Below are 17481 nucleotides of genomic sequence, written 5' to 3'. Positions count from 1 at the left end.
CCGGGAGCGCGGTGCTGATGACCTTGTTGATTTAGACACTCATTAACCGGCTCGGGCAACCGCCGTAACGGTTTTAGTCAAGCTGTCCCAAGAGAATTGCCCTAGTGGGCTCGTCAACGAACGCCGCTTCGATGGATGTACGGGTAATCGCGGTCAATTGCGCGGCGTCGTACCCCCAGGCATCGGCCGCCATCTGGTATTCCCGGCCGATGGAACTGGCGAAATGCGGCGGATCATCCGAACTCAGCGTCACCTTCACTCCGGCCCGCCTGAGCCGGTCGAACGGATGGCTGGAAATATCCGGATACACCTTCAGCGCCAGATTGGATCCGGGACAGACTTCAAGAACCACGCCGGAGACGGCGATCCGCTGAACCAGGGCGTCGTCCTCGGAGGCTCGCACGCCATGGCCAATGCGGGCAGGGCGAATATGGTCCAGCGCGTCGCGCACGCTTTCCGGCCCGGCAAGTTCTCCCGCATGGATGGTGATGCCAAGCCCGGCGTCGCGGGCGATGTCAAAAGCGCGGGCATAGTCTGCAACCTTGCCGAACCGCTCATCCCCGGCCATGCCGAAGCCGGTGATCAGCGGGTGCGGTCTGCTGCTGGCCAGCCGTGCCGCGGCCTCCACCTTGTCCGCGCCCAGGTGCCGCACGCCGACGATGATCATCCGGCACTCGATACCCGTCGAGGCTTTCGCGGCGGCAATGCCTTCGGCCAGCCCGTCAAAATAGGCCGCCGGGGACAAGCCTGCGGCAGTCGCATGATCCGGGGAAACGAAGATTTCCGCGTATATGGCGTTTTCCGCGGCAATTCCTTCGAGATAGGTTCGCGCCAGCAGCGCGTAGTCCTCCTCGCTGCGAAACAGCGATGCGGCGCCGTCATAGGCTACGAGAAACTCGGTGAAATCGGACCAGACATAGGAGTCACCGGAGATGAAGCCGGAGACATCCTCATTGTATTTCCGGGCCTGTGCCCTGACCAGCGCCGGCGACGCCGCGCCCTCGATGTGGCAATGCAGTTCGGCCTTCCTGATCCTGGCTTTCACAGAAAGCTCCTTCCATTGCCTGTTCCCGGCAGGCCCAGATGCTGTGCCAGCGTCGCGCCGATATCGGCGTAACTTGTGCGCACACCGATGTCGCGTGGGGCAACGCCGGGCCCGAAGCCCAGCACCGGTACGCGTTCGCGGGTGTGATCGGTGCCGCGCCAGGTCGGATCACAGCCATGATCGGCGGTCATGATCACCAGGTCGCCCCGCTTCAGCAGCTTGGCGAAACGCGGCAGCATCGCATCCAGTGCTTCCAGTGCCGCTGCATAACCTGCCACATCCCGGCGATGCCCGTACAGCATGTCGAAATCGACAAAATTGGTGAACACCAGATCGCCGTCGCGGGCTTCTTCCGTGGCCTTCAGCGTGGCCGTGAAAAGCGCCGGATTGCCGCTCGCCTTGCGCACGTCGGTAACGCCCTGATGGGCAAAGATATCGCCGATCTTGCCGACTGCGAACACGCGTTGACCGCTTTCACTGACCTGATCGAGCAGGGTCGGCCCCGGGGGAGGGACAGAAAAATCACGCCGGTTTCCGGTGCGCTCAAAGCCGGTCTTGGCCGATCCGACGAATGGCCGCGCAATCACCCGGCCGATATTCAGCGGGTCGACGAGCTTGCGCACGATCTGGCACAGCTCGATCAGCCTCTCGAGACCGAAGCTTTCCTCGTGCGCGGCGATCTGGAACACCGAATCCGACGATGTGTAGCAGATCGGCTTGCCGGTTTTCATGTGCTCCTCGCCAAGCCGGGCGATGATCTCGGTTCCGGAAGCATGGCAGTTCCCGAGGATACCCGGCAACTTTCCTTCCGAAACGATTGCTGCAACCAGCTCGTCGCTGAACGCCGGACCGTCATCGGGAAAGTAGCCCCAGTCGAACATGACCGGCTGGCCGGCAATCTCCCAGTGACCCGATGGCGTGTCCTTGCCATGCGACACTTCGCTGGCCGCGCCATGAATCCCGCGTGGCCGGGCGGTAAGCGCCCATCCTGCCGGAAGGTCTCCGGTCGCTGCCATCGCCGCTTCGGCCAGACCCAGCGATTGCATATGCGGCAATGACAGCGGACCCTTGCGCAATCCGTCGCGGTCGGCGAGGCCTGCCGCGCATTGCTCGGCAATGTGGCCAAGCGTATTGGCCCCAAGGTCACCATAGGCTTCTGCGTCGGGGGCTCCCCCGATGCCAAAGGAATCAAGAACAAACAGGAATGCACGCGCCATGAAAAATGTCTCCGAATGATCGGCAATTTAGCCGGTTTCAAGTGCCATCGGAAGACTTGAGATTGCCTTCGCCTGGTAACCTTGTTTTCACCATAACCGTGCTTTTCAGTGAGGCCATGGTATAGATCGCACATGGTTATGATCAAGCGCGTTGTCAGGATTGCAGGATGTTTTCGGGCGCTGGGCTGGGCGGCCATATGGCTTGTGATGGCGTCCTCCGGCATGGCCCGGGCGGACTACCGGGATTCGGTGGCTGTGCTGCGCATAGGCCTTGTCGAAACCCATGTTGCGACAACCGATCCCGTCAAGCTGGAGGCCATCCGGAGCGCCTTTGCCAACGCGCTGGCGATACCGGTCGAAATCATCAAGCTGGGCAGTTATGCCGCCTTGATTGATGCCCACGCCAGTGGCCGCGTGGGCTACGCCATCCATTCCGCCCGCTCATATGCCGCAACCGAGGCTGCTTGCAGCTGCGTTCGCGCCTTCCGCAGCCCTGTTGCCGCGGATGGGTCCACCGGCTTCCGCTCGGTGCTGGTGGCGCGCGACGGGGTGAACATTCCTGTTGCGGAGCTGAAGGTGGGCTATTCCAGCGAAGCCTCGGTTTCGGGCTGGCAGATCCCGCACCAGGCCATAAGGGCAGGCAGTCTGGACCAGCCGGACCTGGTCCGTGGCGGCAGCGTTGCCTCTGTCATTGATCTCTACCGGGAGGGAAGCATTGACGGCTTTTTTGCCTGGGTGCCGGATGTGCCCGGAGAGGCCGGATCGGATTTGGAGCGCTTGTTCGGCGGTTGGAACCAGTCGTTGATCCAGTCCACCGATCCGCTCCGGATTGTCTGGTCATCCCAGCGCATTCCCTATGGTCCTCACGCCGTCCACCGGTCCTTGCCGGATGATCTGGTCGATGCTCTCGGGGTGTTTCTTGACGGGATGGCCTCGTCGGCCCCCGGTCTGATGGACATTTTCGAACCGGCTTACGGCGGTGGCTATGTCACCCCGGATCCCGAGGATTACCGCAATGTCCGGGGGCTGGTCGAAGCCCTGAGTGATCCTCAATCCGCACAATACCGCAGGTGACATGAGCGGATGCAAATTGCCCGGCGCAACAACTGCACACCGGGCAAATTCGGGCTCTTCTCGTCCGGAAAAGCGCTGTCAGCTCGAAAGGCCAGTCAGCAGTTGCTGCAAGCCACGCTGTCGCCGATGCGTTGACGAAGATGGTAGGTCTTCTTCATGTTGATCGTGCGCACGTCGATGTCCTGGATGTCCGGCATGATCAGCAGCAGCTTGTGATCGAACATCAGCTCGGTGCGAACCAGGAATGTGTTCGGAATCGCCAGGTCCTTCGGCAGTGTCTGGGTCGAGCCGACGGAGTAGGGCCGCGTATTGTCGTCCTGCCACGACCATGTAGTCTTGCCGATGCCCGAAGCGTCGATTGCGATACCGGTGATCTTCACCTTCATGCCGTCCGCGCGATACGGCATCATCACGCTTTGCGCCACATTCACCATCGAGGCCAGGAAGGCCTTGTCGATGTTGTCGTCCTGGGTCACGAGGTCGGCAACCGTGCTCGCGGCACGCGCCAGCTTCTTGTTGACCGACATGGCGACCGAAATTTCCAGAGATCCCATGTAGAGAACGATCAGGACCGGAGCGATCAGCGCAAATTCAACGGCGCCGACGCCTGACCTGTCGCCGCGAAGTCTCCGGACTGTCCGGTTCAGTGCTGCCAGAGTGCCCTTCATGGCCGTGTTTCCTTGTGATTTTCGACCCTCGAGAGTTTCATGATTTCACTCATGGATAATTCTCGTTTCGAAAAGCGGCCGTTGCCACCATGAGGAAGTCGCGCGGCATTTCGCCTTCCTTGCGGATGTTGGTGATGAAAGGCCTGACAAGATCGGTCATTACCTCCCAGCGATAGTAGGCGCGGACAATATTGATGCTTTTCGGTCCACCGGGACTGTAACCGAAGCCTCTGGGGTCCAGATCGGCGAACTGGTCGTTGCTGACCTTCGGAATGTAATTGGGAATGGCATCGAAGCTCGCAAACTCCCGGACATCGAGATAGAGCTTCTGATCGTTCGGATCTTCCTCTTCCGCGCAGGTAATCATCAGGCTGATTTCAGCGCAGAACCTTGTCCGGAATTCCTCTTCGGTCAGGTTCTTGATCTGGCCGGTGCGGACCTGCCTCGCCATCGTATCGACGGCATTCTCCAGCAATTGCTCGCCGGCAAAGGCAATGAAGGCTTCGATCGTTGCGAAGATCAGAAGGAAAAACGGAAACGCCAGCAATGCGAATTCGATTGCGGCTGTCCCGTCGCTCGATTTCCGGAAACGGGCAAAAAGACCCCGCGCCCGCCGCGTCGGCTGTCGCGTTGTGCTTGTTTGATCGTCGACATTCATCGTCAGACTCCCGGATTTTCGTTTCCTGGGGCCGACGCTAGGTCAAACTGGTTGAATATTAGTAACACAGCCTTCCGGAAGCTGCGTGAATGGTAAACAGATGCCTAAACCGGCTGTTCGCCTGTACAGCTCTCAGGGGCTGGTTGCGACCGTTGGCACGTGTTCTTCACACGCCGGGGTGCAAGAATAAACCGACCGGGTCGTCTGCTTGAAAACACGAAGCGTGTTGGCTTCGTCGACAGAGACAAGAATACGCTCGTCGACAATCGCGTCACCGGTCCGGTCGAGAATGACCAGATTCGTGGTGCCATAGGATTTGCCGGTCAGGACGATTGTCTGCGGATCGGAGATAGCCACGTCCGCGACATCGGCATTTCCAATGATGACCTTGCTGACAGGCCGGTCAAGCTTGAGAATGCGGGCGTGATCCATGAACACGCGAATGTAATCCTCCGAAGCGCTGACCGGGGCTGAGGTCATCACTGCCAGGGCCGCGCTGCACACGATAGTTGCAAGCCGACGATGCGCAGGGGTGGAGTGGGTCATGCCGTTTCCTCGGAATTGCGGATATGTCTCCTAAAATCGCCGGGATTGGTGAACGAAGACTTAAAGCCGGCCGATCAGGGCGAATTCTTTCTTGTCGTACCGCTTGGCCGGCGCCGGAGAGCCCCGGCTGACCGGTCCCGCGCACCGGCTTCTCCTTATAATATATATACAGGCTCGGCCTGCGCCTGGCCCGGGTAAGCCGCGTGGTCCCGGCGGGTTCCTGGCCGCTGGTTCGGCCGCCGCGGCAGCCAGCCGGAAGTTAGGGCGTTGTTTACCATGCGTGCCGCTTTGGCCGTGAAAGATTTTGCTAACCTTGTTCATTAAGCGGTTTGAAAACCCCCTCTCCTATGATCTTGGCATCCGACCAACCGAAGCAGCTGGCGGAGTGCTGAAAACACTAGTGGATGAAGGAAAAACCCATGAAGAATCTTTTTGATCGTTTCGTCAAAGACGAATCCGGCGCCACTGCAATCGAGTACGGCCTTATCGCCGCTCTTATCTCGGTTGCACTGATCACCGGGGCCACCACGCTCGGCAACACGCTGAACACGCAGTTCCAGTCGCTGTCGACCAAGATGAACACCGCCAAGGGCATTCACAACTAAGCGATATGTTCTTCGCCATGTGAAACGTTCAAAGCCGCCTTTCGGGGCGGCTTTTTGGTTTGATGTCGCAGTTTTTTAAGGTCTCCCGGTTAAAGTCCTGCCCAACTCAGGAGTGAATTGATGGTTGAGGCCGCGATATTTGTAATCCTGCCGCTTTGCCTGGCAATGGCGGCATTTACCGACATCCTGACGATGAAGATTCCCAACCGGGTGTCTGTCGTCCTGGCCCTGTCATTCTTTGCAATCGCACCATTCAGCGGCATGGATCTGGCCACTTTCGGCTGGTCTGTCGCAGCCGCAGCGGCTGTGTTTGCCGGATGCTTTGCCTTGTTTGCCTTCAATGTGATGGGCGGCGGCGACGCCAAGATCCTCAGCGCCGCAGCGCTCTGGTACGGTTTCAATATTGATCTCGTGGCCTTCCTGACAATGACCGGCATCTTCGGCGGCGGTCTCGCCGTGATCATTCTGTTCATACGCGCCAACCAGGATATCCTGCTGGTCACGCCAATTCCGATCCCGATGCATTTTTTCAAGCAGCGGGCCGGAATACCTTATGGTGTTGCCATCGGCGCGGCGGCCTTCGTGACTTTCCCGGATTCGCAGATCTTTGTTCAGGCGCTGGAGCGTCTCAACTAACCGGCGACGGCTGCCATAGGCTGGCCTGCCGGATAGTCATTTCGCCGGACAAGCATCATTCGAAATCACAAAACGCCGTGTGTTCATCCGAACACACGGCGTTTTTGATCGTGGTTTGGCGGCCCCGAAGAGCCCTCGAACCCGCCCGCCATTGCGGGATGCGGGGCGTGCCGCGGATCCGGCAATTTTACGTTAACCCTGTTTGGTACCGGGTCATTAACCATAATTACACGATTGCGAATGCATTCTGCGGCAAGCGTACCCAATATCCGTTTGAGGAAACAGTATGAAAACCGCCCGCGTCGTCATCATGTCAGTGGCTGTCCTGGCCGCAGGATTGGCCGGGTATCTGGCCATGAACCTGACGTCACCGACAGTTCAGGTGACCGAAGTCTCTTCTGACCCCGTTGTCCAGAAGATGCCGACCATCGACGTGCTGGTGACAACGGCCAATCTTCCGGTGGGCGCGCGTCTGGGTGAAGATTCCCTTGAATGGAAGGGGTGGCCGGAAGATGGCGTGATCGATGGCTTGATCCGCCGCGACGACCGCCCCGACGCAATTACCGAACTCACCGGTGTGGTCGTCCGGCTGCCGCTGTTTGCCGGCGAACCGCTGCGCAACGAGAAAATCGTCGATTCCTCCTCCCGCATCATGTCCTCGCTGCTTCCGGCCGGAAAACGCGCCATCGCCACGGAAATTTCGGTCGCCACCAGCGCCGGCGGGTTCATCCTCCCCAATGACCGCGTCGACGTGATCATGGTGCGGCGCAAGACCGGGGAGGAGGGCTTCCTCACCGAAGTCATTCTGTCCAACATCCGGATCCTGGCCATCGACCAGCGCATCGAAGAGGACGCGGATGGTATCCGCACCGCGGTGGGTACCACCGCGACCCTCGAGCTTTCGCCGGAACAGGCCAAAATCATCACCGTCGCGCAGCAGATGGCCGACCGGTTGACCCTTGCATTGCGCAGCGTTGCCGACGTTCAGGAATCTGACAGCGACGGTGCGAAATATCTACTGAGCGGCGAAGACGGCAGTGCAGCCATCCAGCTGATCCGCTCCGGCACCATAACCAAAGTTGGCGCCACCAACTGAAGCGGAGAATGAACGTGCGTCATATTGCAAAATCGCTCCTGTCATCGATCGCCGGCATCGCGCTGGTGGGCACGACACTGATTGCCGGTCTCAGCCTGGATCCTTCCAGCGGCCGGTTCGTGTCTGCTGCCGAGGCTGCCGAAAACGTCATCAAGATCAAGAAAACCGGTCCCGGCGTCAGCAAGCGGGTCAAGCTGGGTCTGAACAAGGCCATCGTGATCGATCTGCCCACCGATGCTCACGACATTCTGGTCGCCGACCCGAGCCTGGCAGATGCGGTGACCCGGACCTCCCGGCGGCTGTACCTGTTCGGCAAGACCGTCGGTCAAACCAACATCTTCATCTTCGGCCCGAACGGCGAGGAAATCGTTGCTGTCGAGCTCGAGATCGAACGGGACGTGTCTGGTCTTCAGGCGCACCTTGCCCGCTTCCTTCCCGATTCCGACATCAAGGTTGAAATCATCTCCGACAACATCGTCCTGACCGGTTCCGTACGGACGCCGCAGGACGCGGCACAGGCTGCCAATCTTGCAAATATCTTCCTGACCGGCGGTGAGGCCACCACGCGCAACATCACCGAAAGCGCCGGCAGCGGCGGCGAGGGCGCAGTGGCGATTTACGCTGAAAACCGCCAGAAGTCCCAGATCGTCAATCTGCTCAAGATTGATGGCGAAGACCAGGTCATGCTCAAGGTCACCATTGCCGAAGTCAGCCGTCAGGTGCTTAAGCAGCTTGGGTTCAATTCTTCGGCGCTGGGCACTTCCGGAGCGTTTGTCAATGCAAACCCGTCCAGCCTGGGAGCGCTCAACACCGGTCTGAACTATGCTGCAATCGCCAAGACAATCGGCGGCGCCAGCATAAGCAGCTACGTCAATGCCATGGAGCAGGCCGGTGTCATGCGCACCCTGGCTGAACCGAGCCTGACCGCCATTTCGGGAGAAAGCGCCAAATTCTATGTTGGCGGCGAGTTCCAGGTCCGCGATTCCGTCGAGTACGACGATGATGGAAGCGCAACCTATTCAAACCGCGAGGTGGAGTACGGTATCAGGTTGAACTTCACCCCGGTCGTTCTCTCGCCCGGCCGTATTTCGCTGAAAGTCCAGACCGAAGTCTCCGAACCGACCTTTGAAGGATCCACATCGGTCCAGGGCTCACGCAACAACAGTGGCCTGACCCGGCTTTCGATCAAGCGGCGGGAAGCCGAAACAGCGGTCGAATTGCCATCCGGCGGATCCATCGTTCTTGCCGGTCTTGTCAAGGATGACATTCGCCAGGCCATGTCGGGCTACCCGGGACTGTCCAAGATTCCGGTTTTCGGTACGCTTTTCCGCAGCCGCGATTTTGTCCGCAACGAAACCGAACTGGTCATCATCGCCACGCCCTACATCGTCAAGCCGGTCGCGCGCAACCAGCTCGCCCGCCCGGACGACAACTTCAATGCAGCCAATGATGGCGCGGGATTCTTCCTCGGCCGCGTCAATCGCGTCTACGGCCGGATGGAAACCAAACTGCCGCCGGGTCGCTACCATGGCGTTGTCGGCTTCATTTACAAATGATCAGGAACCTCATCATGTCGAGCAAGATCTCTGTTCCCGTCAATCCTGATCTCCGTCCGCTCAGGACTGTTGCCGCGCCGTTGCTGGTGGCTGTATCGCTTCTCTCCGGCTGCGCCGGATGGCCCGGCCGCAGCGTCACGGTGGGCGCGGTGCCGGATGATTACCGTACCAATCATCCCATCATCGTTGCCGAGCAAGAGCGCACCGTGGATATTCCGGTTGCCTCGGGCGATCGCCAGCTGTCGATTTCCATGCGGGAAACCGTTCGTGGCGCGGCCCAGAACTACGGTTCAAGCGCATCAGGTGCGATTCGCATCATGGTTCCGGTCGGTTCCGCCAACGCCGGCGCAGCCTCGGTGCTGTCGACCCAGGTGGCTGATATCCTGCGCAAGGAAGGTGTTCCAGGCGACCGGATCCTGTCATCGCCCTATCACGTGTCGTCACCCCAGGATGCAGCCCCGATCCGTATCGCCTTCATGGCGGTAACCGCTTCCACCGGAGAATGCGGACGCTGGCCCGAGGATCTGCTCGCCGACACCACGCAAAACAAGCATTGGGCAAATTTCGGCTGTGCCTCACAGAACAACCTGGCTGCCCAGGTCGCCAATCCGGGCGATCTCATTGCTCCGCGCGGCATGACCCCGATTGATGCCGAACGGCGCTCGACCGTGATCGAAGCCTACCGCGAAAACGGCGCGTTGGCGGGCAACTGATGAGCAGGCGAAACCGAAACGTGCTCTTTGAAGCAGGACAACGTTCATGACCAATCTTGACTATGAGTTGCAGCAGGAAACCCCGGTGGACGAGGCCGACGCCTCCCCCGCACGCGGTGATTTCGAGCGGATTCGCCCGCTTCCCCGGGTTTCGGTCCATGCATTCGTTGAAACCGAAGGTCTGGCCAAGACCATGGAGCGCTGCTCCCAGGACCGGCGCATGGCCAAGGTCAATCTGCGCATCAATTCAGGCGGAGTTTCCGCTGCGGCCAACATGTTTGCAGGCTCGCCGACACCCAATCTTCTGATCCTCGAAACCCGCGCCGACGGTCCGACATTGATGGCCGATCTCGGTGAGCTGGCTGCGGTTTGCGATCCGGACACGCGGGTGGTCGTCGTCGGTCATGTCAATGACGTGTCCCTGTACCGCGAACTGGTCCGCAACGGCGTCTCCGAATACATTGTCGCGCCGGTTTCAATGGCCGATGTGATCGGCGTCATCTCGACCATTTTCGTTGATCCCGATGCGGCGCCGCTGGGCCGTTCGATTGCCTTTGTCGGCGCCAAGGGCGGCGTCGGTTCCTCCACCCTTGCCCACAATTGTGCCTGGAGCATTTCGAGCCTGTTCTCCAGCGAAGTCATCCTGGCTGACCTTGATCTGGCTTTTGGCACCGCAAACCTCAATTTCGATACGGATCCGACCCAGGGCATCGCCGAGGCCGTGTACTCCCCCGATCGCCTCGACGAGGTGTTCCTTGACCGCCTGCTGGCAAAATGTTCCGAACATCTTTCCATGCTTGCCGCGCCATCGATGCTGGACCGGACCTATGATTTTTCCGGTGACGCCTTCTTGCCGATCCTCGACATCATTCAGCGCAACGCACCGGTATCGGTGCTCGATGTGCCGCATATCTGGAATGAATGGACGCGGAAGGTGCTGTGCGCTTCCGATGAGATCATCATCACCGCAACACCCGACCTGGCCAATCTGCGCAACACCAAGAACCTCTTCGATACGCTGCGGAAGCTGCGCCCGAACGACCATGCCCCGCTTCTGGTGCTCAATCAGGTCGGCATGGCGAAGCGGCCTGAAATTTCACCTGAAGCATTTTGCGACCCGCTGGAAATCGATCCACTGGCGATCATTCCCTTCGATGCACCGCTCTTCGGTGAAGCTGCCAATACCGGCCTGATGATCGCTGAATCCTCGGCCAAGTCGCCAATCGCTGAATCGCTGTCGCAAATCGCCCATGTCGTGACCGGCAGGGCGGAAGTGAAGAAGCGCAAAAAGGCCGGCCTGTCGTCCCTGATGGGCCTTTTGGGCCGTAAGTAACTTGTAAGTCTGGAGTGGAACGCAACATGTTCGGCAAACGCAGCAATGATGGATCGGGCAAGCTGCCGCCAGCTCCGGCACCCAGGCCGGTGGTCCATGCCGAAGCACCGGCAGCGCCTGCGCCGGAAGCCGCCGTCCCGGCGCAGCATTCGATGCCGGAGGCCCCTGCGGCACCCGTTCCTGCGCCTCAACCCGTGCAACAGGCCGCCCCGCGTCGCGAAGAGCCGCCGGTCAAGCGCAGGTCCACCCGCAACGAAGCCTATTATGACACCAAGAGCCAGGTGTTCTCGGCTCTCATCGACACCATCGACCTGTCGCAACTGGCCAAGCTCGACGCTGAAAGCGCGCGCGAGGAAATTCGCGATATCGTCAATGATATCATCACCATCAAGAATTTCGCGCTGTCCATCGCAGAGCAGGAAGAGCTGCTTGACGACATCTGCAATGATGTTCTGGGCTACGGCCCGCTGGAGCCGCTTCTGGCGCGTGACGATATCGCCGATATCATGGTCAACGGCGCGGGCATGACCTACATCGAGGTCGCCGGCAAGGTGCAGGAAACCGATGTCCGCTTCCGCGACAACAGCCAGCTGTTGTCGATCTGCCAGCGCATCGTCAGCCAGGTCGGCCGTCGCGTCGATGAATCGAGCCCGATCTGCGACGCGCGTCTTCCCGACGGCTCCCGCGTCAACGTCATCGCGCCGCCCCTGGCGATTGACGGCACTGCGCTGACCATTCGTAAATTCAAGAAGGACAAGCTGACCCTTGATCAGCTGGTCAAGTTCGGCGCCATCACGCCCGAGGGCGCGGCCGTCCTGCAGATCATCGGCCGGGTGCGCTGCAACGTGGTGATTTCGGGTGGTACCGGTTCCGGTAAAACCACGCTTCTCAACTGTCTGACGGCCTATATCGACGCCGATGAGCGCATCATCACCTGCGAAGACTCCGCCGAACTTCAGCTGCAGCAGCCGCACGTCGTGCGACTTGAAACCCGCCCGCCCAATATCGAGGGCGAAGGCGAGATCACCATGCGTGATTTGGTCAAGAACTGCCTGCGTATGCGGCCTGAACGCATCATCGTCGGCGAAGTGCGTGGCCCGGAGGTGTTCGACCTCCTGCAGGCCATGAACACCGGCCACGATGGTTCAATGGGTACGATCCACGCCAACAGCCCGCGCGAATGTCTCAGCCGTATGGAATCGATGATCGCCATGGGTGGTTTCACCCTGCCGGCGAAAACCGTGCGCGAAATCATCGCCGGATCGGTCGACGTGGTCGTCCAGGCCGCGCGTCTGCGCGATGGCTCCCGCCGCATTACCCACATCACCGAAGTCGTCGGCATGGAGGGCGATGTGATCATCACCCAGGACCTGATGAAGTACGAGATGCTAGGCGAAGACGCCAACGGCAAGATCATCGGCCAGCATCGGTCCACCGGTATCGGCCGGCCGAATTTCTGGGATCGTGCCCGCTATTACGGCGAAGACAAGCGCCTCGCCGCTTCGCTCGATGCCATGGAAAAAATGACCTCTTAAGGAGACGCTCGCGTGTTTGGTCTGGATACAGTGGTAGTCGCCATCATCGGCCTGGCCGCGCTTTCTGCGGGGGCGTTGGGCTATGGCGTGCTCTATTCCCGTATCGAGGTGGAACGCAAGGCCGAAACCCGGGTCAAGCGGGTCAAGGCCGCCGAGACCGACCGCTCCAAGGCAACCGCCGCGCGTGACCGGCTGAACGAGGCCAACAAGCGGCGCAAGTCGGTTCAGGATTCGCTCAAGACGCTGGAAGAGAAAAACAAGGAAAACGACCGCCGCAAATCGCCGGCGCTGAAGGACCGGATCGCCCAGGCAGGCCTGACCATCTCGATACAGAATTTCTACATCCTGTCGGCCATATTCGGACTGGGAATGGGCTTTCTGGCGTTCATCTTCCAGGGAAGTATGTATGTCGCCTTGTGCGTGATGATCATTTTCGGCGCGGGCGTACCGCGCTGGGTCATCGGTTTCCTGCGCAGCCGCCGCATGAAAGCGTTCCTCAACGAATTCCCCAACGCGCTCGACGTCATGGTGCGCTCGATCAAGTCCGGCCTGCCGCTCAACGATGCGATCCGGATGATTTCCGCCGAAGGCCAGGAGCCTGTGCGGACCGAGTTCAAGCGCATCGTCGAAGCCCAGCAGATGGGAATGAACATACCGGAGGCTTGCGCTCGGCTCTATGCACGGATCCCGTTGTCGGAGGCGAACTTCTTCGCCATCGTCATCGCCATCCAGGCCCAGGCCGGCGGCAATCTGTCCGAAGCCCTGGGCAACCTTTCACGCGTGCTGCGCGACCGCAAGAAAATGAAGGGCAAGATCAACGCGATGTCGATGGAAGCCAAGGCTTCCGCCGCGATCATCGGCGCCCTGCCGTTCATCGTCACCTTGCTGGTCTATCTCACATCGCCCGAATACATCACCATCCTGTTCACTGACAGCCGTGGTCATTTCATTCTCGGCGTTTCCGCCGTCTGGATGTCAATCGGCATTCTGGTGATGCGCAACATGATCAATTTCGACATTTAGGGGCCGAAAACCATGCTATCCGATCTTGTATCGTCCCTGACCGATCCGGCCTACCTGGTTCCGATCCTGATATCGATTGCGGTCTTTGCCACGCTGTTCACTGTGCTGGCGCCGTATTTCGAGCGCGGCGATCTCGATGCACGGATGAAATCTGCCGCCCTCGAGCGCGACGAAATCCGCGCCAGGGAACGCGCCCGCCTCAATGCCGAGCAGTCGCGCGGCGGATCGAAAAGCACCGGTCTGCGCGCCCGCGACAACGCCTCCGTGCGCGGCATTGTTGAACAGCTCAATTTGAAGGATGCGCTCGCCGACGGCGCCACGCTGGCCAAGTTGCGCGCAGCCGGTTACCGCACACAGAACGCGCTCAACATGTTCCTGCTGGCGCGTTTCGTGTTGCCGTTCATCTTTCTTGTCGCTTCGATCGTCTATGTTTTCGTGCTTGAAAACCTGGTCGACAAGCCGTTCACGGTCCGTGTTCTGGCCTGTATCGTCGGCGCCTATATCGGTTTCTACACGCCGAACATGTTCGTCTCCAACCAGGCCAACAAGCGCCAGGCTTCCATCAAGCTGGCCTGGCCTGATGCGCTTGACCTGATGCTGATTTGCGTGGAATCGGGTGTTTCCATCGAAGCCGCGATGAAGCGCGTTGCAGAGGAAATTGCCGTCCAGTCGACGGCGCTGGCAGAAGAGTTCGTGCTCACAACCGCCGAACTGTCCTATCTCCAAGACCGGCGGATGGCATTCGAGAACCTGGGCAGCCGCACCGGGCTGGATGCGGTGAAAGCCGTCACCCAGGCGTTGATCCAGTCCGAGCGCTACGGCACCCCGATCGCCCAGGCCCTGCGCGTGCTTGCCCAGGAAAGCCGCGACCAGCGCATGACCGAGGCCGAAAAGAAGGCCGCGGCACTGCCGCCGAAACTGACAGTGCCGATGATCCTGTTCTTTCTCCCGGTGCTGATCGGCGTGATTCTCGGACCTGCCGCCATCCAGGTGATGGACAACTTCTCCGGCGGTGTGCCGCAGTAAGGGCACAGCCAAGGTAAGTCGCCTTTCGCTGCTTCCCGGACCGATCCCGGGGGCAGCGGCATTCAATTGCCAACAGGCAAGAGGTTTCCTCAAGCAATCAAGGCGCGGCACAGGTCCGCACCCCGCAATCCCGCCGGTATTTTGCTCCCGCGTGGCCAGTCCGCTCGAACGGGCGGCGCACACGCCCTCACGCCGGGGAGCGAGCCGGAACCGGTTCGCTGGAGTGTCTGCATCGCTATGTCAGGTGATGGCTTGGTTCAGGACGCAAGTTCTTGGGAAAGACCCTCGAAAGCCGAGGACCCTGATGCACGCAATTGGGTTCCCGGACGGGATCAATTGGTGTTCTTGCGGTCCGAATCCTTGAGCTTGTTCCAGGCATTTTGCTGGGACAGCATGGCGCGTAGGTAGGTCACGTTGGCGCTGGCCTGTTCGGCCGAGAGTTCGGTACTGGCGATCTTTTCGGCTTCCTTGAAGCGGCCCTGCAGGCCGACGACCAGTGCCAGATTCTGCCGGACGCGGCTGTCGGCGCCCGGTTGCCGCACGGCCGATGCGAGATAGCTCTCTGCGGTTCTCAGGTCACCCTCCAGCACATAGGACATGCCCAGGTTCGACAGGATCGACGGTTCGTTCGGCTGGATGTCGAGCGCCTTGCGGTAACGTGCCCGCGCGGACGCCGGGTCACCCATCTGATCGAGAATGGCGCCTTCCGCCGACAGCAATTGCCAATCCGGCCGGTCGGGCGTCTGGGCGCGCTGGATCGCATCAAGCGCCTTGTCGAACTGGCCGGCTCCGGCAAGCGCCTTGCCGTAGGCGGCAAGCACGTTCCGGTCGGTCGGATTGTGGATGGCCACCTGCTGCATCACCGCAAGCGCCTGCTCCGAGCGGCCGCCCATGGTCAGCACCGAAGCGTATTTCATCCCGATTGCCGCATCCTTGGGGTTCTTGTCGTAGGCCCGGCCGATGCTTTCGGCTGCCGAATGCAGCTCGGTCGCGTTCATGCGCTCGAGCGGCTTGTTCATCGATGGAATGGAGCCGGTGGTCAGCTGCCGGTCGGAGGCGCATCCCGCGAGCGCGATGCTCAGCGCCGCGATGCAGGCGGCACCCAGGAGGCGGCGCGAGAGGATGGAGCGTGAATGGGTCGCTGACATTGGTCTGATCCCGGAAAATTGATCGTCGGACGGTCCTGAAAGGGGCGCCACAGTCTTCGCACCAGCAATAATCTGTTAACCCTAATCAAGAGTTAACGACTGATTCTCCGCGCGTCGGAAGTGGAGAACGAGAGGAGAAACCATGTCGCCCTACAGCCACATTGACCGCTCATCCCCGTTTGCGCCGATGTCCGGAGAGACATTGCCGGTCTGGGCAGTCTCGCGCGCCGATATCGAACGCGGCCATTTCGACAAGACCGCGCTTGCCTGGGCCAAGGCCGCCGGTTTCAACGCAGCCGAAGGCGCGGTACTTCTGGCGCCAAACCGCCACGGCAAGCTTGCCGGTGCGCTGTTCGGCCTCGGCGAAAATGGCGAATGCCACCCCTTCATCGGCGGCAAGCTGGCGCGTGCCCTGCCAAAGGGCGACTGGCACATCGAGACGTCGCCGATCCCGGGCGCGGTCATGGCGATGGCTTTCGGCATGGGCGCCTACCGTTACGAGGCCTACCGGAAACCGGCCACGGACAGCCCGAGACTGGTCATTCCCGCGGATGCGGATTCCGATGCCATCAGGCGCACCGTGGCTGCTGTCGGGCTGGCGCGCGATCTGGTCAATACACCCGCCAACGACATGGGCCCCGATGCACTGGAAGCGGCCTTCCGCGGCCTTGCCGGCCATTACAAGGCCGATGTCAGCGTTGTTGCCGGCGATGACCTCATTGCCAAGGGGTTCCCGATGATCCATGCGGTCGGCCGCGCGGCCGACCAGGCGCCGCGTCTGCTTGAGTTGCGCTGGGGCAAGCCCGGTGCGCTGAAGCTGACGCTGGTGGGCAAGGGCGTCTGCTTCGACACCGGTGGCCTCGACATCAAGCCCGCCAACTCGATGCTGAACATGAAGAAGGACATGGGCGGCGCCGCCAATGTGATGGCGCTGGCGATGATGATCATGGACGCCGGTCTGTCGGTGGATCTGCGTGTGCTGGTTCCGGCGGTCGAGAATTCGATCTCCGCATCCGCCTTCCGGCCCGGCGATGTGCTTTCAAGCCGCAAGGGCCTGACGGTCCAGATCGACAACACCGATGCCGAGGGCCGCCTGGTGCTGGCCGATGCGCTGGCCTATGCCTGCGAGGAAAAGCCTGACCTGCTGATCGACATGGCCACGCTGACCGGCGCTGCGCGCGTGGCGCTCGGTCCCGACCTGCCGCCCTTCTACACCGACGACGAGACCCTGGCCTCCGACATCTCCACCGCGTCGGCAAATGTGGTCGATCCGCTCTGGCGGATGCCGCTCTATAAGCCTTATGAAGCCGACGTCAAAGCCAGGATTGCCGATCTGACAAATGCACCGGCGGGCGGGTTTGCCGGTTCCATCACCGCGGCGCTGTTTCTCAAGCGCTTCGTCACCCCCGAAACCAGATGGGCGCATTTCGATATCTTCGCCTGGTCGCCGAAGGACAGGCCATATGCGCCAATCGGTGGCGAGGCCCAGGGAATCCGGGCCCTGTTTGACGTGATCAGCAAACGGCACCCTGCCTGAGGCGGCAGCGGCTGACTTGCGCGGTCTTCAAGTTTCGGTCAGTGTAAATCGGTACCGAAACGATA

17 protein-coding genes are annotated in these 17481 nt (G+C 60.5%); 11 read left to right on the top strand and 6 right to left on the bottom strand.

The features are described from left to right. Positions 1–73 precede the first annotated feature (73 nt). Positions 74–1045 (bottom strand): adenosine deaminase, encoded by a 972-nt coding sequence (locus WNY80_RS10060; RefSeq protein ID WP_342887232.1) that lies wholly within the window; start codon positions 1043–1045, stop codon positions 74–76. Further along, complete coding sequence (locus WNY80_RS10055) at positions 1042–2262, bottom strand: phosphopentomutase (protein ID WP_342887231.1); 1221 nt, start codon at positions 2260–2262, stop codon at positions 1042–1044. The genes WNY80_RS10060 and WNY80_RS10055 overlap by 4 nt, the downstream gene beginning before the upstream one ends. A 132-nt stretch (positions 2263–2394) precedes the next feature. Between WNY80_RS10055 and WNY80_RS10050 the strand changes: the two genes are divergently transcribed. Continuing rightward, entirely contained in the window at positions 2395–3336 is a 942-nt protein-coding gene (locus WNY80_RS10050; RefSeq protein ID WP_342887230.1) for a PhnD/SsuA/transferrin family substrate-binding protein, read from the top strand. 95 nt (positions 3337–3431) lie between these two features. On the opposite strand, the gene WNY80_RS10045 is transcribed toward WNY80_RS10050, so the two are convergent. The 3 genes from WNY80_RS10045 to WNY80_RS10035 all read right to left on the bottom strand — a co-directional run bounded on the left by WNY80_RS10045 (position 3432) and on the right by WNY80_RS10035 (position 5208). Continuing rightward, positions 3432–4004 (bottom strand): TadE/TadG family type IV pilus assembly protein, encoded by a 573-nt coding sequence (locus tag WNY80_RS10045; RefSeq protein WP_342887229.1) that lies wholly within the window; start codon positions 4002–4004, stop codon positions 3432–3434. Between the two features lie 49 nt (positions 4005–4053). After that, positions 4054–4662 (bottom strand): TadE/TadG family type IV pilus assembly protein, encoded by a 609-nt coding sequence (locus tag WNY80_RS10040; RefSeq protein WP_342887228.1) that lies wholly within the window; start codon positions 4660–4662, stop codon positions 4054–4056. A 132-nt stretch (positions 4663–4794) separates the two neighbouring features. Further along, positions 4795–5208 (bottom strand): pilus assembly protein N-terminal domain-containing protein, encoded by a 414-nt coding sequence (locus WNY80_RS10035; protein WP_342887227.1) that lies wholly within the window; start codon positions 5206–5208, stop codon positions 4795–4797. Positions 5209–5627: 419 nt separating this feature from the next. On the opposite strand from WNY80_RS10035, the gene WNY80_RS10030 reads away from it, so the two are divergent. The 9 genes from WNY80_RS10030 (at position 5628) to WNY80_RS09990 (ending at position 14731) form a co-directional block, all read left to right on the top strand. After that, positions 5628–5813 carry a Flp family type IVb pilin gene (locus WNY80_RS10030; RefSeq protein WP_342887226.1) on the top strand — a complete coding sequence of 62 codons (186 nt, stop codon included), beginning with the start codon at positions 5628–5630 and terminating at the stop codon, positions 5811–5813. Between the two features lie 120 nt (positions 5814–5933). Further along, positions 5934–6449: a prepilin peptidase gene (locus WNY80_RS10025; protein WP_342887225.1), complete on the top strand. Its 516-nt coding sequence runs from the start codon at positions 5934–5936 to the stop codon at positions 6447–6449. Positions 6450–6735: 286 nt separating this feature from the next. Next, complete coding sequence (gene cpaB / locus WNY80_RS10020; RefSeq protein ID WP_342887224.1) at positions 6736–7545, top strand: Flp pilus assembly protein CpaB; 810 nt, start codon at positions 6736–6738, stop codon at positions 7543–7545. 14 nt (positions 7546–7559) lie between these two features. Next, positions 7560–9101 (top strand): type II and III secretion system protein family protein, encoded by a 1542-nt coding sequence (locus WNY80_RS10015; protein ID WP_342887223.1) that lies wholly within the window; start codon positions 7560–7562, stop codon positions 9099–9101. Positions 9102–9115: 14 nt separating this feature from the next. After that, positions 9116–9814, top strand: coding sequence for a CpaD family pilus assembly lipoprotein (locus tag WNY80_RS10010; RefSeq protein ID WP_342887222.1), 699 nt, complete (start codon positions 9116–9118; stop codon positions 9812–9814). A 46-nt stretch (positions 9815–9860) separates the two neighbouring features. Then, positions 9861–11147, top strand: coding sequence for a CpaE family protein (locus tag WNY80_RS10005; protein WP_342887221.1), 1287 nt, complete (start codon positions 9861–9863; stop codon positions 11145–11147). A 26-nt stretch (positions 11148–11173) separates the two neighbouring features. Continuing rightward, positions 11174–12682, top strand: a complete 1509-nt coding sequence (locus WNY80_RS10000) for a CpaF family protein (protein ID WP_342887220.1) — start codon at positions 11174–11176, stop codon at positions 12680–12682. A gap of 12 nt (positions 12683–12694) precedes the next feature. Next, positions 12695–13705 carry a type II secretion system F family protein gene (locus tag WNY80_RS09995; protein WP_342887219.1) on the top strand — a complete coding sequence of 337 codons (1011 nt, stop codon included), beginning with the start codon at positions 12695–12697 and terminating at the stop codon, positions 13703–13705. A 12-nt stretch (positions 13706–13717) separates the two neighbouring features. Then, entirely contained in the window at positions 13718–14731 is a 1014-nt protein-coding gene (locus tag WNY80_RS09990) for a type II secretion system F family protein (RefSeq protein WP_342887218.1), read from the top strand. 332 nt (positions 14732–15063) lie between these two features. On the opposite strand, the gene WNY80_RS09985 is transcribed toward WNY80_RS09990, so the two are convergent. Continuing rightward, the gene (locus tag WNY80_RS09985) at positions 15064–15879 is read right to left on the bottom strand and encodes a tetratricopeptide repeat protein (RefSeq protein WP_342887217.1); all 816 of its coding nucleotides are present in this window, start codon (positions 15877–15879) and stop codon (positions 15064–15066) included. Positions 15880–16021: 142 nt separating this feature from the next. Here WNY80_RS09985 and WNY80_RS09980 point away from each other — a divergent pair, with 142 nt between their 5' ends. Continuing rightward, positions 16022–17416 carry a leucyl aminopeptidase family protein gene (locus tag WNY80_RS09980; RefSeq protein ID WP_342887216.1) on the top strand — a complete coding sequence of 465 codons (1395 nt, stop codon included), beginning with the start codon at positions 16022–16024 and terminating at the stop codon, positions 17414–17416. Positions 17417–17481: the final 65 nt, after the last annotated feature.

This window comes from Hoeflea sp. AS16 (assembly GCF_038900095.1).
Taxonomy (GTDB): Bacteria; Pseudomonadota; Alphaproteobacteria; order Rhizobiales; family Rhizobiaceae; genus Hoeflea.
This window is presented reverse-complemented; position numbering and strand designations above follow the sequence as displayed.